The organism is Streptomyces alboflavus, from assembly GCF_000716675.1.
Taxonomy (GTDB): Bacteria; Actinomycetota; Actinomycetes; order Streptomycetales; family Streptomycetaceae; genus Streptomyces; species Streptomyces alboflavus.
Genome location: NZ_JNXT01000094.1, coordinates 1 through 22,234 on the forward strand (window position 1 = coordinate 1; position 22,234 = coordinate 22,234).

19 protein-coding genes are annotated in these 22,234 nt (G+C 72.7%); 7 read left to right on the forward strand and 12 right to left on the reverse strand.

Going from position 1 to position 22,234, the window contains the following annotated elements:
• The 6 genes from OO63_RS38925 to OO63_RS38950 form a co-directional block, all read right to left on the reverse strand.
• The coding region (locus OO63_RS38925; protein WP_033264890.1) for a hypothetical protein at positions 1-552 on the reverse strand (552 nt) is incomplete at its 3' end.
• Positions 553-639: 87 nt separating this feature from the next.
• Positions 640-3,087, reverse strand: a complete 2,448-nt coding sequence (locus OO63_RS38930; protein WP_030363177.1) for a dolichyl-phosphate beta-glucosyltransferase — start codon at positions 3,085-3,087, stop codon at positions 640-642.
• Positions 3,084-3,839, reverse strand: coding sequence for a GntR family transcriptional regulator (locus tag OO63_RS38935; RefSeq protein ID WP_051811652.1), 756 nt, complete (start codon positions 3,837-3,839; stop codon positions 3,084-3,086). The genes OO63_RS38930 and OO63_RS38935 overlap by 4 nt, the downstream gene beginning before the upstream one ends.
• Before the next feature lie 200 nt (positions 3,840-4,039).
• Positions 4,040-5,398, reverse strand: a complete 1,359-nt coding sequence (locus OO63_RS38940; protein ID WP_030363179.1) for an aspartate aminotransferase family protein — start codon at positions 5,396-5,398, stop codon at positions 4,040-4,042.
• Positions 5,399-5,568: 170 nt separating this feature from the next.
• Entirely contained in the window at positions 5,569-6,366 is a 798-nt protein-coding gene (locus tag OO63_RS38945; RefSeq protein ID WP_030363180.1) for a VTC domain-containing protein, read from the reverse strand.
• Positions 6,363-6,980 carry a DUF4956 domain-containing protein gene (locus OO63_RS38950; RefSeq protein ID WP_051811654.1) on the reverse strand — a complete coding sequence of 206 codons (618 nt, stop codon included), beginning with the start codon at positions 6,978-6,980 and terminating at the stop codon, positions 6,363-6,365. The genes OO63_RS38945 and OO63_RS38950 overlap by 4 nt, the downstream gene beginning before the upstream one ends.
• Before the next feature lie 150 nt (positions 6,981-7,130).
• Between OO63_RS38950 and OO63_RS38955 the strand changes: the two genes are divergently transcribed.
• Positions 7,131-7,733, forward strand: a complete 603-nt coding sequence (locus OO63_RS38955) for a DJ-1/PfpI family protein (protein ID WP_030363182.1) — start codon at positions 7,131-7,133, stop codon at positions 7,731-7,733.
• Positions 7,730-8,278, forward strand: coding sequence for a MarR family winged helix-turn-helix transcriptional regulator (locus OO63_RS38960; RefSeq protein WP_078619640.1), 549 nt, complete (start codon positions 7,730-7,732; stop codon positions 8,276-8,278). The genes OO63_RS38955 and OO63_RS38960 overlap by 4 nt, the downstream gene beginning before the upstream one ends.
• Here the strand turns inward: OO63_RS38960 and OO63_RS38965 are convergent.
• Complete coding sequence (locus OO63_RS38965) at positions 8,268-8,798, reverse strand: GNAT family N-acetyltransferase (protein ID WP_030363184.1); 531 nt, start codon at positions 8,796-8,798, stop codon at positions 8,268-8,270. The genes OO63_RS38960 and OO63_RS38965 overlap by 11 nt on opposite strands.
• A gap of 490 nt (positions 8,799-9,288) precedes the next feature.
• Between OO63_RS38965 and OO63_RS38970 the strand changes: the two genes are divergently transcribed.
• Positions 9,289-11,301 carry a serine/threonine-protein kinase gene (locus OO63_RS38970; protein ID WP_030363185.1) on the forward strand — a complete coding sequence of 671 codons (2,013 nt, stop codon included), beginning with the start codon at positions 9,289-9,291 and terminating at the stop codon, positions 11,299-11,301.
• Between the two features lie 139 nt (positions 11,302-11,440).
• Positions 11,441-13,015 carry a substrate-binding domain-containing protein gene (locus tag OO63_RS38975; protein WP_051811658.1) on the forward strand — a complete coding sequence of 525 codons (1,575 nt, stop codon included), beginning with the start codon at positions 11,441-11,443 and terminating at the stop codon, positions 13,013-13,015.
• On the opposite strand, the gene OO63_RS38980 is transcribed toward OO63_RS38975, so the two are convergent.
• Positions 13,008-14,291, reverse strand: a complete 1,284-nt coding sequence (locus OO63_RS38980) for an adenylosuccinate synthase (protein ID WP_030363187.1) — start codon at positions 14,289-14,291, stop codon at positions 13,008-13,010. The two genes, OO63_RS38975 and OO63_RS38980, sit on opposite strands and share 8 nt — an antisense overlap.
• A gap of 174 nt (positions 14,292-14,465) precedes the next feature.
• Here OO63_RS38980 and OO63_RS38985 point away from each other — a divergent pair, with 174 nt between their 5' ends.
• The gene (locus OO63_RS38985; RefSeq protein ID WP_030363188.1) at positions 14,466-15,338 is read left to right on the forward strand and encodes a hypothetical protein; all 873 of its coding nucleotides are present in this window, start codon (positions 14,466-14,468) and stop codon (positions 15,336-15,338) included.
• A 19-nt stretch (positions 15,339-15,357) separates the two neighbouring features.
• Here the strand turns inward: OO63_RS38985 and OO63_RS38990 are convergent, their stop codons facing one another.
• Positions 15,358-15,876 (reverse strand): GbsR/MarR family transcriptional regulator, encoded by a 519-nt coding sequence (locus OO63_RS38990; protein WP_051811661.1) that lies wholly within the window; start codon positions 15,874-15,876, stop codon positions 15,358-15,360.
• 92 nt (positions 15,877-15,968) lie between these two features.
• Here OO63_RS38990 and OO63_RS38995 point away from each other — a divergent pair, with 92 nt between their 5' ends.
• A complete protein-coding gene (locus OO63_RS38995; protein ID WP_030363190.1) occupies positions 15,969-16,889 on the forward strand; it encodes an ABC transporter ATP-binding protein in 921 nt (306 codons plus the stop codon).
• Complete coding sequence (locus OO63_RS39000) at positions 16,886-18,466, forward strand: ABC transporter permease (protein WP_030363191.1); 1,581 nt, start codon at positions 16,886-16,888, stop codon at positions 18,464-18,466. Before OO63_RS38995 ends, OO63_RS39000 begins: the two co-directional genes overlap by 4 nt.
• A 10-nt stretch (positions 18,467-18,476) precedes the next feature.
• Here the strand turns inward: OO63_RS39000 and OO63_RS39005 are convergent, their stop codons facing one another.
• The 3 genes from OO63_RS39005 to OO63_RS39015 form a co-directional block, all read right to left on the reverse strand.
• The gene (locus OO63_RS39005) at positions 18,477-19,685 is read right to left on the reverse strand and encodes a cytochrome P450 (RefSeq protein WP_030363192.1); all 1,209 of its coding nucleotides are present in this window, start codon (positions 19,683-19,685) and stop codon (positions 18,477-18,479) included.
• A gap of 68 nt (positions 19,686-19,753) precedes the next feature.
• Entirely contained in the window at positions 19,754-20,434 is a 681-nt protein-coding gene (locus tag OO63_RS39010) for a response regulator (RefSeq protein WP_030363193.1), read from the reverse strand.
• Positions 20,434-21,933, reverse strand: coding sequence for a sensor histidine kinase (locus tag OO63_RS39015; RefSeq protein ID WP_078619642.1), 1,500 nt, complete (start codon positions 21,931-21,933; stop codon positions 20,434-20,436). The genes OO63_RS39010 and OO63_RS39015 overlap by 1 nt, the downstream gene beginning before the upstream one ends.
• Positions 21,934-22,234: the final 301 nt, after the last annotated feature.

Genomic DNA, 22,234 nt, shown 5'->3' on the forward strand with positions numbered 1-22,234 from the left:
GTGCGGGGGTGGGGTGGCGGGTTCTTCGAGGGTGGTGGGGGCCTGGGGCGGGGCCGGGGGGAGCGGGGGGTTGGCCGGGTCTATGCCGATGGCGGGGGCCACGAATTCCAGTTCGCGCAGGAGGGCCTGGGAGGAGCCGAGGGGGCCGCCGCCGGAGAGGAGTTCGTCGTTGGACAGGGGGGCGGGGAAGTCCACGGGGACGTACGCTCCCGCGTGGTCGTAGTGCCAGACCAGGTGGGACTGCTGGGCGGTGGAGTCGAACATCTCCAGGAGCTGTTCGTAGTCGCCGCCGAGCTCGTCGACGGGGGTGACCTCCAGGCCGCAGATCTTCAGGAGGTAGGCGCGGCGCAGGAAGTGCAGCGCGTCGTAGTCGAAGCCCGCGACCGGGGCCACGTCGCCGGAGAGCCCCGGCATGTACGCGAACACGGGCACCGCCGGCAGCCCCGCGTCGCCCAACGCCTTGTCGTACGCGGCGAGTTCCTCGGCGAAGGGATTGTCGGGGCTGTGGCACAGCACGTCGACGAGGGGGACCAGCCACAGGTCGCAGGCCAAGAAATGCTCCTAGGGTCGGTGAACGGCTTCCTCTGTACACAGCTACCGTGCGTGTTGTTCCGGCAGCGTAGTGGCACCGGGGCCCGCTCAGCCTCCCCCGTGCACGTCCCAGATCCACACCCCGTCCACCCACTGTGCGCGCTGCCCGAGGAGATCGTCGACCGTCGTGCGCAGCGCCGCGGCGCCGGGCTGCGGCGCGAGGACGAGGAGGCCCGCCTTCCAGTACCGCAGGTCGACGCGGGCGGCCTCCCGCCAGGCCTCGGTGATCCGCACGGCCTGACCCGAATTGCGCACGTCCCGCAGGAGGTTGGAGGTGTTGCGGGGCGAGGCGCCGTAGATGCCGACGCGGTCGGGGCCCCAGGGTCCGTTGAAGTAGCCGCCGGGCAGCCGGAATCCCAGGTCGGCGGTGGTCTGCCAGTGCAGGGCCTCGGCGTAGGCGGGGTCGGGCAGCGGCACCGGTACGAGGGTCTCGCCGGACGCCGTGTCGACGTACCGCTTCCAGGTGCCGTCGGCGATGAACGCGGGGACCTCGGTGCGGTCGACGGCCTTCAGGGGGAGGGGGTAGAGGGGGAGGAGGGAGAGGGCCACGGCCGTGAGTCCGGCGTAGCGGAAGGGCCTTCCCCACCTCCGCTCGCCCTCGGCGCCTCGCGCCACCAGTTGCCCCACCGCGAGCGCCACCAGCATGCCCAACGCGGGCGCGCACACCATCGCCACCCGTGACTCGATGACCGACTCGAACAGCGGCTTGTCGGAGAGCAGGGACCAGGGGCCGGACAGCACGACGTCCGTCCACGGGATGCGGAACTTCGGTCCGAGGGACAGGAACGCCGCCGCGACCGCCGTGAAGGCCAGGGCTTTCACGGTCGCGCTGCGCCACAGCCACACCACGATCAGCAGGGCCAGGGCGACGAGGGGCCAGCCGTAGAAGGCGTTCTGCTCCGTGGGGTTCATGGAGAGGGCCGCCGCCGTGTCCGCGTCGCCCGCGAGGGAGCGCTCGGCGAAGGACAGCAGGGCCAGCGGGCTGTTGCCCGCGTTGTCGCCGTGCAGGACGCTCTTGTAGCTCTGCGGCCCGAAGAACTGCCACCAGAGGGGGAACGCCACCAGGGGCAGGCAGACGGCGAGCCCGATGCCGATGCCGCGGGCCAGCGGACGCCAGGCCGCGCGCGCCACATCGCGGCGCACCACCGCGTACGCCACCGTGAACAGCAGCATGCCCATCGCGGCGAGCAGCAGCGGCTCCTCGCCGAGGAAGATCTGGTACGTCGCGAAGAGGCCGAGGACGACCCCGTCCCGTACGACGTTCGTGCCCTCGCAGAGCCGCAGCGCCCGGTCGATGATCAGCGGGATCATGAACAGCACGATGAAGTTCGGGTGCGCGTGCGCGTGGCTGATCATCGGGGGCGCGAAGGCGGCGAGGGCCGCGCCGAGGGCGGCGGCGCCCCGGTGGCGCACGAGACGGCGGACGATCAGCCAGTACCAGGCGAAGGCCGTCGCGGCGAGGCCGAGGGTCATGGCGAGGTTGAGGCTGATGGCCGGGCCGAACAGCCAGGTGACGGGCGCGAGCGGGACGGACAGGCCGAGCATGACCGTGTTCGCCATGAGGTTCACGCCGTCGGGATACCCCTGTAGGTCCGTGAACAGGGGGTTCTGGAGATGCCGCACGTTGTGTGCCGTCACCTCGAAGAACCACTCCCACTGGTTCTGGTCCTGGAGGGCGTGCGGGAGGTAGCGGTGGTCCGGGGATATCCAGCGGGACGAGTACAGGACCGTCGTGAAGGCGACGAAGAGGGCGGCGACCAGGAGGTCGGCGCGGCGCACGGAGCGGATCTTGAGGGCGGAGACCTCGGCGAGCACCCGGACGTAGTCACCGGGCCTGACCTTCGATCCCTCCTGGTGCGACCAGCGCACCGGGACCTCGGCGACCGGCCAGCCCTCGCGCCGGAAGTGATGCAGGATCTCCACGTCGATGCCCCAGCCGCTGAGGCGGGACGCGGCGAAGGCCGCGCGGGCACGGTCGCCGTCGAAGAGCTTGAACCCGCACTGGGTGTCACGGATCCCGGGGACGGCGACCGTGCGTATCAGGAAGTTGCCGCCGCGGCCGAGCAGCTCGCGCAGCCGGTGCTGGTGGACGCCGATCGTCGCGCCCGGCCGGGCGCGCGAGCCGACCGCCGCCGCGTGCCCGTCGGCGAGCGCCTTCTCCAGGGCCTCGAGCTCCTCGATCGGCGCGGCCAGGTCGGCGTCCGTGACCAGGACGCGACGGCCGTACGAGGCGAGGACGCCCTGGCGCAGGGCGTGGCCCTTGCCACGGTTGCGGCCGCCGCGCAGGAGCTGGATGCGGGGGTCCGCGGCGGCGGCCTCGGCGGCGATCTCCGCCGTCCGGTCCGTGGAGCCGTCGTCGACGACGATCAGCTCCCACTGCGGGCGGCCCGCGTCGGCGGCCGGTCCGTCCAGGTAGGCGCGGATCGCGTCCAGGGTGGGGGCGAGGCGGCGTTCCTCGTTGTAGGCGGGGATGACGATGGTGAGGTCGACGCTCATGCGGGGGCCTGCGGGGAGTGCTGGCCCGGGCCCTCGCCCGGACGGGCCTCCTGGCCGCCGCTCGCGGCCAGGCCCTCCACCAGGTCCAGGGAGTGGGCGTTGTACTCCGCCACGATCGCGTGCGCGAGGACGGCGTCGTGGCAGGTCAGGGCCTCCACCAGGTCCAGGTGGCGGGACCAGAGGCGGCCGCGCAGGTCGCCGCCGCGCTCCGCCTCGCGGCGCAGGTGCGGGACCGCGCACACCCAGGACTGCACGCGCAGGCGGTGCAGGAAGTCCGAGAGGTAGGCGTTGCCGAACAGGGCGCTCAGTTCGCGCCAGAAGCGGAGGTCGTAGCCGATCAGGACGGTGAGGTCGCCGGCCGCGGCCGCGCGGGCCGCCTCCTCGCCGCGGCGGCGCACCGACACGAAGCTCGCGGCCGGTACGGAGTGGTGGGCCGCCGTCGTCGCCACCTCGCGGAAGATGGCGTCCGCGATCAGGCCGCGGGCCTGGAGCATGCCGCGGTAGTCGGCCAGGGTGTGCTCGTGCACGCGGAAGCCGCGGTGCTGCACGGAGTCCAGGAGGCCCTGCGCCGAGAGGTTCACCAAAGCCTCGCGGACCGGGGTCGCGGAGACGCCGTACTGGTCGGCTATCTCCTTCACCGTGAACTCCTGGCCCGGCACGAGGCGGCCCGCGAGGATCTCGTCGCGCAGGGCGTCGGCGATCTGCTGGCGCAGGGTGCTGCGGATGACGGCCGGGCCGTCGGGTCCGGGCATGGTGGTGGGCCTCCCCCTACGCATTTCTCTGACGTGGGCGTCCTCGAACGGACGTGGGTAAGTTCTGGTCACTTACGAGCACGTCAGACTACGTGGTCGGGGTTCCCGGGCCCCATGACCGAGGTCACGGCGGTGTGCGGGGGCCGTGGGGCGGGTGGGGCGACCCCCTGCGGTCACCCCACCCGGCCCCGGCGGCCGCGTCAGGCCACGTGGGCGTCGGCGGCGTCCAGGGCCGCGTCCAGGGCCGCGAGGCCCGCCTTCGCGTCGAGCTCCGAGATGTTGCAGGGCGGCACCACGTGCGTACGGTTCATGTTCACGAACGGCCAGAGCCCGTGCGCCTTCGCGGCGGCGGCGAACGCGGCCATGGGGGCGTTCGCCTCCCCCGCCGGGTTGTAGGGCACGAGCGGCTCCCGGGTCTCCCGGTCCCGCACCAGCTCAAGGGCCCAGAACATGCCGAGCCCGCGCACCTCGCCCACGCTCGGGTGCCGCTCCGCCAGCTCCCGGAGGCCAGGCCCGATGACGTCCTCGCCCATGCGGGCGGCGTGCTCGACGACGCCCTCGTCCGCCATGACGTTGATCGTCGCGACGGCGGCCGCGCAGGCCAGCGGGTGCCCGGAGTAGGTGAGCCCGCCCGGGTAGGGCCGCTTGGCGAAGGTCTCGGCGATGGCGCCGGAGATGGCGACGCCGCCGAGCGGCACGTAACCGGAGTTCACGCCCTTGGCGAAGGTCAGCAGGTCGGGGACGACACCCTCATAGTGGTCGACGGCGAACCACTTGCCCGTACGCCCGAAGCCCGCCATGACCTCGTCGAGGACGAGCACGATCCCGTACCGGTCGCACAGCTCGCGGACGCCCGCGAGGTAGCCGGGCGGCGGCGGCATGATCCCGGCGGTGCCCGGGACGGTCTCCAGGATGATCGCGGCGATCGTCGCCGGACCCTCGAAGGCGATGGTGTCCTCCAGGTGCTGGAGGGCCCGCTCGCACTCCTGGGCCTCGTTCTCGGAGTGGAACGGCGAGCGGTAGAGGAACGGCGCCCAGAAGCGGACGACGCCCGCCGAGCCGTTGTCGGACGGCCAGCGGCGCGGGTCACCGGTGAGGTTGATCGCCGCGGCGGTGCCGCCGTGGTACGAGCGGTACGCGGAGAGCACCTTCGGGCGGCCCGTGTGCAGCCGGGCCATCCGGGTGGCGTTCTCCACGGCCTCCGCGCCGCCGTTGGTGAAGAAGATCTTGTCCAGGTCGCCGGGGGTGCGCTCGGCGATGAGCCGGGCGGCCTCACTCCGCGCCTCCAGGGCGAAGGCGGGCGCGAACGTCGTCATCGTCGCGGCCTGCTCCTGGATCGCGGCGACGACCTTCGGGTGCTGGTAGCCGATGTTCGTGTAGACGAGCCCGCTGGTGAAGTCGAGGTACCGGTTGCCCTCGTAGTCCCAGAAGTACGAGCCTTCCGCGCCGGCCACGGCGAGCGGGGTGATGAGGTCCTGGGCGGACCAGGAGTGGAACACGTGGGCGCGGTCCGCGGCGGACACGGCTGCGCCGAGCTGCGGGTTTGGCTGAGGGGTCATGGGGCCGAGGGTAGATGTCCACGTGGTGGACGGGACATGGGCGTCCTGTCTGGCGACTCGCCGGGAACGCGACATTCTGTCGGGCGGGTGCGGCGGGCGCCGCCGGTGCCAGGGAACGGAGGGCGCGGCGGAGGGCGAGGGCGACGGGGACTTCACGACCCGCGTCGCCCTCACCTTCCCCCTCGGGGGAACACCGTCCGCACCGCCCGCGCCCAGCGGTTGACGCCGAGGTCGGGGCGGACGGCCGCGAAGCCGCCGCAGTACTTGGTGAACTCGGCGGCGCGCAGGCCGTAGCGGTGCAGGACGCGGTCGGCCTCGGTGAGGCGGCCGCGGGTCTTGGTCTCGACGAGGACGAGGCCGCTGTCGGCGGCGGCGGTGCGGCCCGTGGCCACGTCCCGCACCACGAGGGCCGCGTCGCAGGTCACGCGCTGGCCGTCGGCGACGAAGGTGGCGCGGCGGTAGTCCGTGACGAGGGAGGGGGTGAGTCCGTGCGGGGCCTCGATGCCGTACGAACCCCTCAGCACCCCGGCGAGGAAGCCTCGCCGGGTGGCGTCGAGGGCGTCGTCGGCGCCCTCCATCCGCTGCCGGTGCTTGACGGTCTCACCGCGCCCGGTCTTCAGCTTGATCTCGAACTGCCGCTCCCCGCTGTCCTGGTAGACCCGCTCGCGGACGCGGTAGCGCAGCCTGCGGCCCTGGCGGTGGTCGTGGTACGTGTGCAGGGCGGGGGTGTCGTAGTACGTGGAGAGGTAGCCGAACGAGCGGCGGCCGCCGATGCTGAGGGCGCGGAACGGGCCGCCCGCGCGGCGCGGGTCGGTGAGCAGCGCCGCGAAGTCCTCGAAGATGTCGACAGGGACGAGATAGCTGCGGTCGTAGCGGGCGAGGAGCTCCGCGCGGACGTTCAGCTCGTCGAGCGAGACGGGGTGCGCGGCGAGTGCGGCACGGCTCAGGGCACGTACGGCGGGTTTCACGCGGCCTCCTTGGCGTACGGCGGGGTCACTCGTACGAACTCCCCATCGTGGGCCATAGGTTCCGGCTGACGGAAGCGGACTTCCAGCACCATCAGGTCGCGTACGTAGTCAACCTCCTGGACCGTCCAGCCGAGCGGTTCGCCGAGGCGTCGGGCCAGCTCGGCACGGAGGGCGTCCTCGTGCCGGTACACGGCGTCGAGGGTGACCAGGGCGCGGCGGTCGCGGGCGTACAGGCGCGGGTGGTCGCCGACGTACATCACCAGGAGCAGCACGCCGGAGAGGCCCGCGGCCAGCGGCAGCGAGAGCCCCGGCAGGCCGCACAGGAGGCCGAGGACGAGGGTCGTGAAGTAGTACGCGACCTCCTGGTGGCGTACGGAGTCGGAGCGGAGCCGGACGATCGACAGGACGCCGAAGAGCCCGAACCCGAGCGCGAGACCGCCGCCGCCGGACGCCTCCGACAGGGCCGCGACGACCGCGAACAGGGCGACGTTCAGGGCGAGGTAGGCGGGCACGAGCTCGCGCCTGCGGTGCCGTGGGCAGAACACGGCGAAGGTCAGGAGCGAGACGGCCACGAGGTCGAGGCCGAGGTGCGCGGAGAGGGTCGGGATGTCCATGGGCGGGACGTTAGGGAGGTGCGGGTTAAAGGGGCTGCCGGTGGGGGTTAGGACCTGCCCCTGATGTGCGCCGGGATTCCAGAGACCCCCATTGACAGCACCCTGTCGAGATGACAGCATCCTTACATAAGCCATCGAGTGGAGGTCACCATGAGCACCACCGCTACCGCTACCGTTCACCTCGCCGTCTACGACGCCCTCGCCGACTGGGAGACGGGCTACGCCACCGCCTATCTGGCCCGCACGGGGCACCAGATCCGCACCGTCGCCGCCACCCGCGAGCCCGTCACCACCGTCGGCGGCGTCCGCATCCAGCCCGACCTGACCCTCGACGAGCTGCGGCCCGAGGACAGCGAGCTGCTGATCCTGCCGGGCGGCGACCTGTGGGACACGGGCGACTCGCTCGCCCCGTTCGCCCGCGCGGCCCGCACGTTCCTGGACGCGGGCGTGCCCGTGGCCGCGATCTGCGGGGCCACGGCGGGGCTCGCCAGAGAGGGGCTCCTCGACGACCGGGCACACACCAGCGCGGTGTCGATGTACCTGGACGCGACCGGCTACAAGGGCGCGGACCACTACGTCGAGTCGGACGCCGTCACCGACGGCGACCTGATCACGGCGGGCCCGACGGAGCCGGTGGCGTTCGCCCGCGAGGTCCTGAAGCGGATGGGCGCGTTCGAGGGCGAGAAGCTGGACGCGTGGTACCGGCTGTTCCACGACTCGGACCCGACGGCGTACGAGACGCTGGCGTCATGAGCCGTCCCGAAGCGGCCGACGGCGGTCAGCGGGCGGCCGACGGCGGCAAGGCGGTCGTCAACGTCACCGTCGCCGAGGGCGCCGTCGGCCGCCCCGAGCAGGACCTCCTGACCCGCACCGCCCTCGGCGTCTTCCGCCTCAACGGCCAGTTCCTCACCGTCTCCGAGGAGATGGCCCGCCCGGCCGGGCTGACGGCCGCCTGGTGGCAGGTGCTCGGCGCGGTCCTGCGCGAACCACAGCCCGTCGCCGGGATCGCCCGCGCCATGGGCATCACGCGCCAGAGCGTGCAGCGCGTCGCGGACCTCCTGGTACGACAGGGCCTCGCCGAGTACACCCCCAACCCGGCCCACCGCCGCGCCAAACTCCTGCGCCCCACCGACGAGGGCCGCGCCGCCGTCCAGCGCATCCAGCCCGCCCACGCGGACCTGGCAACCCGCCTCAAGGAGGCCCTCGGCGAGGAACAGTTCGCGCAGACCGCGCAGGTGTTGGAGCGGCTGTCCGAGGTCCTGGCGGGGCTGGAGGCGACCGTGGCCGTCAAGCCCTAGCCAGGACGAGGGCGTCGTACAGCGGCGAATCGGCGAACGGCAGCACCTCGCCGAACCACTCGTAGCCCCACGTCTCGTACAGGGAGCGCACCTTGGGGTGGGAACGCTCGACGAGGAGCGTTGCCCGCGGCTCGGATCGGCCGTCGAGCAGATGCGCATGAATCGCCTTCGCCGCGCCGGTGCCCCGTACCTCATCGACGACCATGAGCTCGGACAGGGCGAACGTCCGGTGGCCGTCCTCGTCGACGGCGCCGTCCGGCACCGGCGTGCGAAGCCCTGCCCACCACCTGGTTCCGCGCTGAAGGGTGCAGCCGTAGGCATAGCCGACCGGGGTCCCGTCCAGGTGGCCGACGACCACGGCGAAGCCGGGCACCTCCGTGTTCCAGCCGAGCCGCTCGTCGAACCGCTCGACACTGTGGAAGTCCTCGGCGAGCCGGTCGGCGTAGATCTCCGCGTACAGGTCGAGGAGTTGAGGACGGATCTCGTCGAGCCCTGCCACACTCCGTCGTTCCAGCCGCATGCGGTCCACGCTCACGCTCCCGCCCGTCGCGTCTGCTCCAGGAAGTCGGCCGCCGCGGGTACGTGGGCGTGACGGCGCATCTGCCGCCTCAGGCCGTCGAGCTTGTCCCGCACCCGCTCACTCTGAACCCGTCGGCCTATCGTCATCACATGCCGTGCAGTGCGCGGACGAACCGGCTCGCTGCCGGGACGGACACGCGCTGCGGCAGGTGCTTAAGGAGGTGCGGAGATGAGCCGACGCCTTCCGTCAGATGCTCGGCGAGACGTTCACGCAGTACGAGGCGGCGCCCTCCGCCGTCTCACGGATGTGTCACAGATTCCGTCGACGGACTGCGGAAAAGGCGCGCATGTAGTGGGCTTATAGCGGACTCGGGGGCGTCCCATGAACCGTACGCACGGTGCGTAGACTCCTCGATCTGTCGCACGGCGATGTACGCGAGGTCGCCGCACCGCGGTGGCTGAAAATCAGGGGGAGGGCGGCGCCGATGGCCATGGAGAAACTCGGCCCGGGGGATCCGCAGCGGATCGGTGTCTACCGGCTGCTCGCGCGGCTCGGCGCGGGCGGTATGGGGCAGGTGTATCTGGCGCGCTCCGACCGCGGGCGCACCGTCGCGGTCAAGCTGGTGCGGGAGGAGCTGGCCGCGCAGGACGAGTTCCGCGGGCGGTTCCGGCAGGAGGTGGGGGCCGCGCGGCGGGTCGGCGGGGCGTGGACCGCGCCGGTTCTCGACGCGGACACGGAGGCCGACATCCCGTGGGTCGCCACGGGGTACGTCGCCGGGCCCTCGCTGCAGGCCGTCGTCTCGCACGACCACGGGCCCCTCCCCGAGCGGTCCGTGAACATCCTCGCCGCCGGGCTCGCCAACGCCCTCAAGGACATCCACGCCGCCGGGCTCATCCACCGCGACCTGAAGCCCTCCAACGTCCTCGTCACCATCGACGGGCCCCGCGTCATCGACTTCGGGATCGCCCGGGCGCTGGAGACCGTCACCGACGGGGGGCTCACCCGGACCGGCGCGCTCGTCGGGTCGCCCGGGTTCATGGCGCCCGAGCAGGTGCGCGGCGACCGCGTCACCGAGGCCTGCGACATCTTCTGCCTCGGGTCCGTCCTCGCCTACGCGGCCACCGGAGCGCTGCCCTTCGGCACCGCCAACAGCGGGGTGCACGCGCTGATGTTCCGCATCGCGCAGGAGGAGCCCGACCTGGAGGCCCTGCCCGAGTCCCTGCGCGATCTTGTCGGGCACTGTCTCTCCAAGGCCCCCGGGGATCGGCCGTCCCTGGACGAGATACTCGCCCGGACCGGGGCCGAGGACACCCTCTCCGAGGGCAAGTCCCTGGAGCCCTGGCTGCCCGGGGCCCTCGTCGCCCAACTCGGGCGGCACGCCGTGCAGTTGCTGGAGATCGAGGAGCCCGAGGGGGCGGCAGCAGCCGGGGGCACGTCCGGATCCGGTGAGTCCGGGTCCGGTGAGTCCGGGTCCGGTGAGTCCGGGTCCGGTAAGTCCGCGTCCGGGGAGTCCGGGGCCGCGGGAGCGGCAGGTGCGGGAGCTGCTGCGGCAGGTGCGGGAGCCGCAGCCGCTGCGGCAGGTACGGCAGGTGCGGCCGGGCCCTCCGCCCAAGGCGCCCCCGGCACCGACGCCCCGCCCGCCGCACCCCCGGGCGCCCCGTCCGGCCACGACACCCCACCCCCACCCGGCACCCCCGGCCAGGCCCCCGTCAACCACCTCCCCACCATGGTCAGCGGCCTGCCCCCGGCCCCGACGGCCGCGCCGACCCCGACCCCCGGGCCCACGCCCACCCACTCCCCCGCGTACGCCTACCCCCACCAGGCGCCGGGCTACGGCTATCCGCACCCGCAGCAACCCCCGTACGGCTCGACCCCGCCCTACGGCCCCACACCCCCGTACGGCCTCACCGCAGGGGAGCCGCAGCGGCGCAGCGGGCGTTCCACCGCGCTGCTCGTCGCCGTGGCGCTGATCGTCGCCCTCGGCGCGGGCGGCACCGTGTACGCGACGATGAAGGGCGACGACGGCGACCCGAAGGCGCGGGGCGGAGGCGACGGGAAGAACCGGCAGAGCAGTGCGCCGGAGACGCCCGGCTCGCCGTCGGAGTCCGACTCCGGGCCGTCCCCCTCGCCGTCCACGTCGGCCGTCTCGGACAAGACGGTGCCGGACAAGTTCGTCGGGACGTGGAACGGCACGGTCAGCGGCGACGCCGGGCTCAGCACCCGCCGGCTGACCATCCAGCAGGGCGAGGAGGGCGACACCATCCTGTCCATGACGGCCGACGGGCCGCTGGAGGGCGGCGGCACCTACCACTGCGTGTTCCAGGGCGAGTTGAGGTCCGCGAGCGAGGACCGGCTGAACATCGGCCCGACGCGCGTCACCGTCGGCGGCCCCCCGGCCTGCGACCCCGGCAAGCCGACCGTCGTCACGATCCTGCCGAGCGGCGAACTGCACCGCGTCAACACCGACGGCACCCGCGCCCTCACGTACACCAAGGGAAGCTGACAGCAAGCACGACCGGCGGCCAGGGCAACCCGCCCGCGCGGCAGGCCGGTTGAACCGGCGGCGAACGTCCGGCGGCGGAAGGGCGAAGTCCCCCGCCCGGGCGTTCCCCGCTCCGGGGGCGCCTCCGTAGCGTGCGGGCGTGGACTGGTTGAGCCCCGAGAACGTCGTAGCCGTGCTGACCGCCGCGCTCGGGCTCCTCGCCACGCTGGGAGCCATCTGGTACGAGCGCCGGGTGCCGCGGCGCAAGCGCGTCGGCTACCGCGTGCAGATGGACACCGCGATCGGCGACAACGTCCGCACGGGCGGGGCGAACGCGCGCCTCGGGCTCTTCGACGAGACGCCGGAGATGTCCGACGCGACGCTGGTGCTGCTTCGGGTGGAGAACGACGGCTCGCAGTCCATCAGCGACGCCGACTACACCGGGCGGGCCCTGCACGGCCTGACCGCCGTGTTCACCGGCCGTACCGTGCGCGGCCTCGCCGTCACCGCGCCTGCGGGCGCCGACCACCTGATGGAGCACTTCACCCCGGCGGCGGGGCTGCGCTACGACGGCTCGACCGTGTACATCCCGCGCGTCCCGCTGAACCGGGGCCAGCACTACAAGCTCCTCGTGCTGCTCACCGGCGGAGCCGTCGGCCGCGAGGTCACCGTGTCCGGCGGCATCCAGGCGGGCGAGGTGCAGCCCAACAGGTCCACGACGCCCGACGACAAGCCGCCGCTGTTCAGCCGCCCCGCGAAGGTCCTCACCGCGCTGCTCACCGCGTCCGTCGTCACGCTCGCCGCGATGATCCTGCTGAGTGACGAGGACGACCCGACGCCCATCGAGTGCGCCACGGGACAGCTCACCGTCGTCGGGTCCACGGCGTTCCGGCCCGTCGCCGAGGAGCTGAAGGAGAAGTACGAGGACGACTGCCCGGGAGCCGGGATCACCGTCAGCGCGCACGGCAGCACCGCGGGGATACGCGAACTCGAAGCGGAGGGCGCCAGGTCGGCGAAGTCGGCGAAGAAGTCGCCGCCCCTGATCGCCCTGTCCGACGGGCCCAAGTCGGACGGCTATCCGCGGCTGGTCGAGCACCGCGTGGCGGTCTCGGCGTACGCGCTGGTCGTCAACGACGGCGTACGGCTGCGGAATCTGTCCCTGAAGGACGTGCGGCGGCTCTACCGCGGCGAGATCAGGAACTGGGAGCAGCTCGGCGGGCCCGACCAGGAGGTCGTCCTCGTCAGCCGCGGGTCCAGCTCGGGCACCCGCGACACCCTGCAACGCCGCCTGCTCGGCGGCGACTTCGAGATCAAGGCGTCGTCCAACGACTGCGTGCGCAAGGACGACGCCCGCGCGCCCGTGATCCGCTGCGAACTCGACTCCACCGAGCAGGTCATCGACGCCGTCGGCCGCATCCCCGGCGCCCTCGGCTACAGCGAGCTGCGCGCCGCCACGAGCCTGAAGGGCCTGCACCGGCTGTCCCTGGACGGCACCCAGGCGTCCACGGACGGCCTCGCGAGAAGCGACGGCTACCCGTACCGCGAGATCGAGTACGCCTACACCTACGGGCAGCCGCCCGCCGACTCGCTCGCGTCGAGCTTCCTCGCGTACGCGCGCGGCAGTGGCCAGGACGCGATCCGCACCCATGGCCATCTGCCGTGCGCGACACCCGAGGGACTGCGGGCCTGCGCCGAGCTGCCCGACGAGAAGCCGGGCAGCGACTCGGCTAGATGAACGAGTTGATCTCGATCGTCTCGGTACGGCCCGGACCCACGCCGATCGCGGAGATCGGGGCGCCGGACATCTCCTCCAGGGCCTTCACATAGCCCTGCGCGTTCTTCGGCAGGTCGGCGAAGGTCTGGGCCTTGGTGATGTCCTCGGACCAGCCCGGCAGCATCTCGTAGATCGGCTTCGCGTGGTGGAAGTCCGTCTGGTTGTACGGCAGTTCCTCGACGCGCTTGCCGTCGATCTCGTACGCGACGCAGACCGGGATCTGCTCCCAGCCGGTGAGGACGTCCAGCTTGGTGAGGAAGAAGTCCGTCAGGCCGTTCACGCGGGTCGCGTAGCGGGCGATCGGGGCGTCGAACCAGCCGCAGCGGCGGTCACGGCCGGTGGTGACACCGCGCTCGCCGCCGATGGTGCGCAGCGCCTCGCCGTCCTTGTCGAACAGCTCCGTCGGGAACGGACCGGCGCCGACGCGCGTGGTGTACGCCTTCAGGATGCCGATGACCCGGCTGATCTTCGTCGGACCCACGCCGGTGCCCGTGCAGGCGCCGCCCGCGGTCGGGTTCGACGAGGTGACGAAGGGGTACGTGCCGTGGTCCACGTCCAGGAGCGTGCCCTGGCCGCCCTCGAACAGGACGACCTTGTCCTCGTCGAGCGCGTTGTTGAGGATCAGCGTGGTGTCGGCCACGTACTGCTTGATGTTCTCGCCGTGCTCCAGGAGCTGCTCGACGATCTGCTCCGCCTCGATGGCGCGGCGGTTGAACACCTTCGTCAGGAGCTGGTTCTTCTGCTCCAGGGCCGCTTCGACCTTCTGCTTCAGGATCGACTCGTCGTAGAGGTCCTGGACGCGGATGCCGGTGCGGTTGATCTTGTCGGCGTACGTCGGGCCGATGCCGCGCCCGGTCGTACCGATCTTCCGCTTGCCGAGGAAGCGCTCACCGACCTTGTCGACCGTCACGTTGTACGGCGTGATGATGTGCGCGTTACCGCTGATCAGCAGCTTCGACGTGTCGACGCCGCGCTCGTTCAGACCGCTCAGCTCGGAGAGCAGGACCGACGGGTCGACGACGACTCCGTTGCCGATGACAGGCACGCAGTCCGGGGAGAGGATCCCGGAAGGGAGGAGATGCAGCGCGTACTTCTGGTCGCCTACGACAACCGTGTGGCCGGCGTTGTTGCCGCCCTGGTAACGCACTACATAGTCCACGGAGCCACCGAGCAGGTCGGTGGCCTTTCCCTTGCCTTCGTCACCCCACTGAGCACCGAGCAGCACGAGTGCGGGCACAGGCGTACACCCCTTCCGGGCGGGGCATGTCCAAGGTCAGGGGCCACAGCGACAGGCCGTCGGCCGTCGGTGTGGGTGTGCCTTGGTTGCCCCGGAATAGACGAAGCCCCTGGCGCAATAGCGCAAGGGGCTCTTGCACAAAGATGCTACCCGAGACCTAAAGAAAGGGCGCACGTGTCGGCTCGCGACCAGCTTCTGGTGGTCATCGACCCGGTCGCCCGGCGCACGGACGGGGAGTCCGTGCGCATCGCCAAGGACGTGCTTGGCGCGGGCGCGGGCGTCAGGGTGTGCCTGCCTGAAAGCCCTGAGGAATTCACGAAAGCGCTGGTCAGACGGGGGACACGGCGGCCCGTCGTGGTGGGCGACGATGCCGCGCTGCTGCGTGCGGTCGGTGTCCTTCACCGGGAGCGCGCGCTCGCGTCCGCCGTTCTCTCCGTCGTGCCCGTCGGCTCCGCCGCGTCCGCCGTCCGGCTCGCCCGGGGGCTCGGCGTGCCCGTCGGGGCGGTCGCGGCGGCACGGGCCGTCCTGGAGGGTGCGCCCCGGCGGCTCGATCTGCTCGTGGACGACCGGGACGGGGTGGTCCTCGGGGACGTGCTGATCCCGCCCGTGGGTGCGGTGGGGGCCGGTCTCTCCGGGGCCGGTGGCTCCGGGGACGCCGGTGGCTCCGGGGACGCCGGGGGCGGGGAGCGGCATCCGTGGCTGCGGACCTGTCAGTCGCTCGTGCGGACGCTGGCCGTGCGGCCCTCGCGGGTGGTGCCCGGCGGGCCCTCGCGGCTGCGGGTCGAGGCGGACGGGGTGACCCTGGTGGACCTCGACCAGCCCGTCGAGGGCGTGTCCGTGCGGCCCGGCGGTGCGGGGTTCGCGCGGGTCGAGGTGCATCCGGCGTCGGTCGGGGCGGAGGTGGCGCCCGTGCGGGCGCGGGCCCGGTCGGTGACGGTGTCGGGGCCGGACTTCCGCTACCGGGCGGACGCGGTGGTCACGGGTCCGGTGCGGAGCCGGACGTGGCACGTGCGGGCGCAGGCCTGGGGGCTTGTGCTGCCTCGGTGAGGCGCCGCCGACGCGCGGGTCAGCGGGGCGGCGGGCCGAAGAGGGACTCCCTGTGGGCGCGCCAGCGGGTCATCATGCCCGCCAGTTCCACCTGGACGAACTCGAAGAAGGCGAGGGTCTCCTCCAGGCGGTGGCCCGCCGGGGAGTCGGGGCCGAGGCTCGCGATGCCGTCGCGCAGGGAGGTCTCCCAGCGCTTGAGGACGGAGTCCCGGTTGGTCAGCGCCTCGTACCACTGGTCGCTGTGCACCCGGAAGATGTCGCGCCGCGAACCGGGCTCCCGCTCGCGCGCGACCATGTACTGCTGGCTGAGATAGCGCACCGCCCCCGACACCGCCGCCGGGCTCACATGCAGCCGCTCCCCCAGCTCGGCCGCCGTGAGCGAGCCGGACTCGGAGGCGAGCAGCGCGGCGAAGACGCGCGCGGGCATGCGCGGCATCCCGGCCCAGACCAGCTGCGCCGCGAACTGCTCGGTGAACCGGGAGGCGGCCGCCAGGTCCTCCGTACGCCCCGCCGCCGTGTCCTTCTCGTCCGTGCTCATCCCTGGATCATCTCCCTTGCTCGCCCCGGCCACCCAAGTTTATACAGTTCCTTAACTTCACAAATTTGTGAAAACAGCGTACTTTCAAAAACATGACGAAGGCAATCACCGTCTCCGGGCTGCACAAGTCGTTCGGCCGGACACACGCCCTCGACGGCCTCGACCTCGACGTCGAGCGCGGCGAGGTCCACGGCTTCCTCGGGCCCAACGGGGCCGGCAAGTCCACCGCCATCCGCGTCCTGCTCGGCCTCCTTCGCGCCGACTCCGGCGCCGCGCAGCTCCTCGGCAAGGACCCCTGGCACGACGCCGTCGCACTGCACCGGCGCCTCGCGTACGTACCGGGCGACGTCACCCTGTGGCGGAACCTCTCCGGCGGCGAGGTCATCGATCTGTACGGCAGGCTGCGGGGCGGCCTGGACAAGGAGCGGCGGGCCGAGCTGATCGAGCGGTTCGAGCTGGACCCGACGAAGAAGGGCCGCGCCTACTCCAAGGGGAACCGCCAGAAGGTCGCCCTGGTCGCCGCGTTCGCGTCGGACGTCGAGCTGCTGATCCTCGACGAGCCGACGTCCGGCCTCGACCCGCTCATGGAGGAGGTCTTCCAGAGCTGCGTGGTCCGGGCCCGCGCAGAGGGCCGTACCGTCCTGCTGTCCTCGCACCTCCTCAGCGAGGTGGAGACCCTCTGCGACCGGGTCAGCATCATCCGCAAGGGCAGCACGGTGGAGTCCGGCTCCCTCGCCGACCTGCGCCACCTCACCCGCACCAGCGTCCGCGCCGAACTCGCCGCCGAGCCGGGCGACCTGTCCCGCCTTCCAGGCGTGCACGACCTGGCGGTCGAAGGACACCGCGTCGCCCTCCAGGTCGACACCGACAAGCTGGACGCCGTCCTGCGCACCCTCGCCGACTCCGGCATCCGGTCCCTGACCAGCACTCCACCCACCCTGGAGGAGCTGTTCATGCGGCACTACCAGGACGACGTGACGTCGGAACGCACCGAAGAGGCGACGGCGCGATGACCGCCCTGACGAGCGTCACCGGCACCCCGCCCCTGCTGCGCCTCGCGCTGCGCCGCGACCGCGTCATCATCCCCGTGTGGCTCGCCGTCATCGCGACGATGGTCCTGAGCATGCCGAACACCCTCAAGGAGGTGTACGGCACGGCGGCCCAGCGCGCCGACCTGATGGACTCGCTCGCCACCAACGCCTCCCTGCGCGCCCTCTACGGCCCGGTGTTCGACCAGTCCTTCGGCGGGCTCACGGCCTGGCGCGTCGGCACCTTCGCCGGGGTGCTCGCCGCCGTGATGAGCCTCGTCATCGTCGTACGGCACACGCGCGAGGAAGAGGAGACGGGCCGCCAGGAGATGATCTCCTCGGCCATGGTCGGCCGCCGCGCGCCGCTGACGTCGGCGCTGCTCACGGCGCTCGTCGCGAACGCGCTGCTCGGCCTGCTCGTCGCCGCCGGGCTCGCGGGCGAGGGCGGCGCGGGGGCGCTCGCGCTGGGGCTCGGCATCGCCTGCGTGGGCATGGTGTTCGCCACGATGGCGGCGATGGTCGCCCAGTTCACGGAGAGCGCCCGGCTCGCCAAGGGCCTCACGTCGGCGCTGCTCGGCGCGGCGTTCGTCCTGCGCGCGGCGGGCGACTCGGCGACGGCCGACGGCTCCTCGCTGCTCACCTGGCTGTCGCCGGTCGGCTGGCAGGAGAACATGCGCGCGTTCGGCGCGGAACGGTGGTGGGTGCTGCTGCTCTTCGCGGGCGCCATCGCCGTCCAGACCATCGGGGCGTACGAACTCGCCGGGCGCCGCGACGTCGGCATGAGCTTCCTGCCGTCCCGGCCAGGACCCGCGCACGGCCGCCTCGGCACGGCGGGCGCCCTGGCGTGGCGGCTGCAGCGCGGCGCCGTCGGCGGCTGGAGCCTCGGCTTCCTCGCCGCCGGAGTCGTCTTCGGCGGGATGACGGAGGGCGCCACCGACCTCGTCGGCGACAACGAGAACACCCGCGAGATCTTCCAGCGCATGGGCGGCCAGACCGGCCTCACCGACGCCTTCCTCGCCGCGATCGTCGGGATCATCGGCATGGTCGGCGCGCTCCACGTCGTCGCCTCGGTCCTGCGGCTGCACGGCGAGGAGACCTCGCAGCGCGCCGAGCCGGTCCTCGCGAACGCCGTGGGCAGGCTGCGCTGGGCCGCGGGCCACCTCGTCATCGCCTTCACGGGCGCCGCGCTGATCATGCTGCTCGCGGCCTTCGGCCTCGGCATCGGGTACGGACAGGACGTCGGGCCGATCGTCGGCGCCTGCCTGGTCCAGCTCCCCGCGATCTGGCTGATCGGCTCCCTCGCGGTGCTGCTGCACGGCCTCTCGCCCCAACTGGCCGTCGGCGCCTGGGGCGTGGCGGGCCTGGCCCTGCTCATCGGCTGGATCGGACCCGCACTCGACGTACCGCAGCCGATCATGAACCTGTCGCCGTTCTCGCACCTGCCGAAGCTCCCGGGGCAGGACATGGCGTGGACCCCGGTGCTGCTGCTCACGGCGGCCGCGGTGGCCTGCACGGCGGCCGGGCTCGCGGGGCTGCGCAGGCGGGACCTGGCGACGGGCTGAGCACACCCCCTCAGCACGCGACGGGCAGCTCCTCAAGGCCCCGGATCACGAAGCCCGGCTTGCGCACGGGCTCCGCGGCGAGCCGCAGGTCCGGGGCCCGGCGCAGCAACGCCCGCAGCGAGGCCGCCAGTTCGATGCGGGCCAGCGGCGCGCCGACGCAGTAGTGGATGCCCGCGCCGAAGGAGATGTGCGGGTTGTCGGCGCGGGCCAGGTCCAGGGTGTCGGGGGCGGTGAACGCGGCCGGGTCCCGGTTGGCGGAGCCGAACAGGAGCGCCACCTCGCTACCGCGCGGAACGACGGTGTCCCCGACCTCGATGTCGTCGAGCACCCACCGCTCGAAGAGCTGGAGCGGCGTGTCGTGACGCAGCAGCTCCTCGACGGCGGTGGGAAGGAGCCGCTCCGGCTCCGCGCGCAGGGCGGCGAGCTGCTCCGGGTGACTGAAGAGAACGTTCCACCCATTGGCGGTGGAGTTCACGGTGGCCTCGTGCCCCGCGTTCAGGAGCAGCACGCAGGTCGAGATCATCTCCTGCTCGCTCAGCCGCTCGCCCTCGTCGTGCGCGGCGATGAGGGCGCTGATGAGATCGTCGCCGGGCTCCTTGCGCCGAGCGGAGATCAACTCCCTCAGGTACGCCGAGAACTCCACCGACGCGCGCACGGCCCGGGCCGCCGTCTCCGCCCCCGGGTTCAGCTCGTACATCCCGCAGATGTCCGCCGACCAGGGCCGCAGAGGCCCCCGGTCCGCCTCCGGGATGCCCAGCATCTCGGCGATCACCGCGACGGGCAGCGGCTCGGCGACCCGCGCCACCAGGTCCCCGCCCCCGTCCGCCACGAGCCCCCGCACCAGGTCGTCGGCGAGCCCCTCGACGTACGGGCGGAGCCGCTCGACCGTGCGCGGCGTGAACGCCTTCGCCACCAGGCGGCGGACACGGGTGTGCGCCGGGGCCTCCAGGTCGAGCATGCCGTGGTCGTTGAGGACGTGGAACGGCTCGTGCTCGGGCGGCGGGGCCTGGCGGCCGAACTCCTCGTGGCTGTACCGGTGCAGATAGGTGCGGCCGAGGCGGCGGTCGCGCAGCAGGGCCGAGACGTCCGCGTGGTGCGGGATCAGGTACTGGCGGCTGGGTTCGTAGTAGTGCGCGCGGCCCCGGGCGCGCAGGGCGGCGTACGCGGGATAGGGATCGGCCACGAACTCGGGCGACCAGGGGTCGAAGGGGGCGTCCATGCCCGGACGCTAGCCCCGCGCCCCCCGCCTGACCAGCCCCCCGCCCCGCCCCCGGCCCTTGGCCCCGCTCAGCCCGGCGTGACGAGCCGCGCCTCGTACGCGAACACCGCAGCCTGGGTGCGGTCGCGCAGGCCGAGCTTCACCAGGACCCGGCTGACGTGCGTCTTGATCGTGGACTCGGCGACGACGAGGCGGGCGGCGATCTCCCCGTTCGACAGGCCCTGCGCGATGAGCACCAGGACCTCCGTCTCGCGCTCGGTCAGCTCGCCGTACTGCGCCTGCGCCTGCGCGGACGCCGCGAGCCGCGGGTTGTCCGACAGCTTCGAGAACTCCGTGATCAGGCGGCGCGTGACGCTCGGCGCGAGCAGGGCCTCGCCGGAGGCCACCACCCGTACGCCGTCGGCGAGCTGGCGGGCGGAGGCGTCCTTGAGCAGGAAGCCGGACGCGCCCGCGCGCAGCGCCTGGTACACGTACTCGTCCAGGTCGAACGTCGTCAGGACGAGGACCTTCGTCTCGACCCGGGCGTCCGCGACGATCTCGCGGGTCGCCTCGATGCCGTTCAGCTCCGGCATGCGGATGTCCATCAGGACGACGTCAGGGGCGAGTTCCCGCACGCGCTCGACGGCCTCGCGCCCGTTCACCGCCTCGCCGACTACCTCGATGTCCGGCATCGCGTTCAACAGCACGGAGAAACCCTCGCGGACCATCATCTGGTCGTCGGCGATCAGGACGCGGATGGTGCGGTTCATCAGGCGTGACCTCCGGCGGGCTTGTCGAGGGAGATGGTGCGGGTGGAGTCGGGGGACGAGGGCGCGGCCCCCGGCGAGGCGGGCCCGGCGGCCGGCCCCGGGGCACCCCCGGTGTCCGCGGCCTTCGGGACACCGCCCGCGTCCGCGGCCTTCGGAGCACCGCCCGCGTCGGCGGCCTTCGGGGCACCCCCCGCGTCCGCGGCCCGCGGGGCGTCCACCGGCACCGGCAGGAACACCGTCACCTCGTACCCCCCGTCCTCCGTCGGCTCCGCCGTCATGTCGCCGTCCAGCATCGACACCCGCTCCCGCATCCCCGTGATGCCGTGCCCGGCGCCCGGCGAGGGCTTCACCAGCTCCGTCGGGGGCCCGTTGACGACCCGCAGGCCGAGCCCGCCGAGGACGTAGCCGATCTCCACCCGGGCCGTCGCGCCCGGCGCGTGCCGCAGGCTGTTGCTCAGCGCCTCCTGCACGATGCGGTACGCCGATAGCTCCACGCCCTGCGGCAGCTCGCGGGCCGCGCCGGTGACGACCTTCTCCACGGCGAGGCCGGTGCCGCGCACGTTGTCGAGCAGCCGGTCGATGTCGGCGAGCGTCGGCTGCGGCGCGTCCGGGGCCTCGTAGTCCTCCGCCCGTACGACACCGAGGACACGGCGCAGCTCGGTCAGGGCGATCACCGCGTTCTCGCGGATCGTCGCGAAGGCCTGCTCCAGCTCCGGCGGCGGGTTCTCCACCCGGTACGGGGCGGCCTCCGCCTGGATCGCGACCACCGACATGTGGTGGGCGACCACGTCGTGCAGCTCCCGGGCGATGTTCGTACGCTCCTCGAGCAGGGTGCGCCGGTCCCGCTCCACGGCCGTCACGGTGCGCTCCGCCACCACCTCGCGGCGGGTGTGGGAGTTCGCGGCGACCAGGCTGACCAGGGCGACCGCGACGCCGCTGACCACGGCGAGGGGGCCGCTGTTGGAGCCGTAGTGGCCCCCGGCGCTGTCCGCGAGGAACGAGTACAGGGTCGTCAGGACCCACATCCACGCCGCCGTGCGGGGGCGGGTGCGGGCCGCGACCACCATCATGACCATGGTGTGCCCCACGAAGGAGCCCGGCGACCACGGGAAGTCGCCGCCGGAGGCCGCGGCCGCGAGGAACGGGGTCGCCGTCAGGGACAGCCACCAGGCGAGCACCGGGCGCACCAGCGTCAGCGCGACCGTGACCGCCGGGATCAGCGACGCCACGACGTCGACGAGGGTGTTGCCGCCGTAGCCGCCGGACATCGCCGCGTACGTGACCATCACCGTGAACGCGGCCATCGTCAGGACCACGCCGTGCGGGAACCACACGGCGAGCCTGCGTATCCGCTCCGGCAGCCACTGCACCAGCGGGGCGTCCGGGCTCAGCGGGGGCAGGGGGCGGTAGGCGAAGGCGTCGTGGAAGAGGTCCGTGCGCAGGCCCTGGAGGGCGTTCTGCGCGAGGTGGAACTCCGGGCTGCGCGTTTTCTCGGTCACGCGTCAGACGGTACGGGGCGGGGCGACGACGCCGCGTCCCCTCCGGGACGGGTTCGCCGGGGTCCGTCCCAGGTACTACGTGGCGGACGCCGGGGCCTTGCCGGGGTCCCCCCAACCCCACCCCTCCCCGAATCCGGGCCTCCGCCCCGGCCCCCGGAGGTGGCTCTCCCCTCACCGTGAGACAACCCACCCCCGATCGGCGCTCCGCACCTCGTCCTCAAACGCCGGACGGGCTCTCTCCCACCCGCCCGCCCGAACTCGGACCGGCTAGTCCGACAGCCCGGCACCCTCAGCCCTGCCG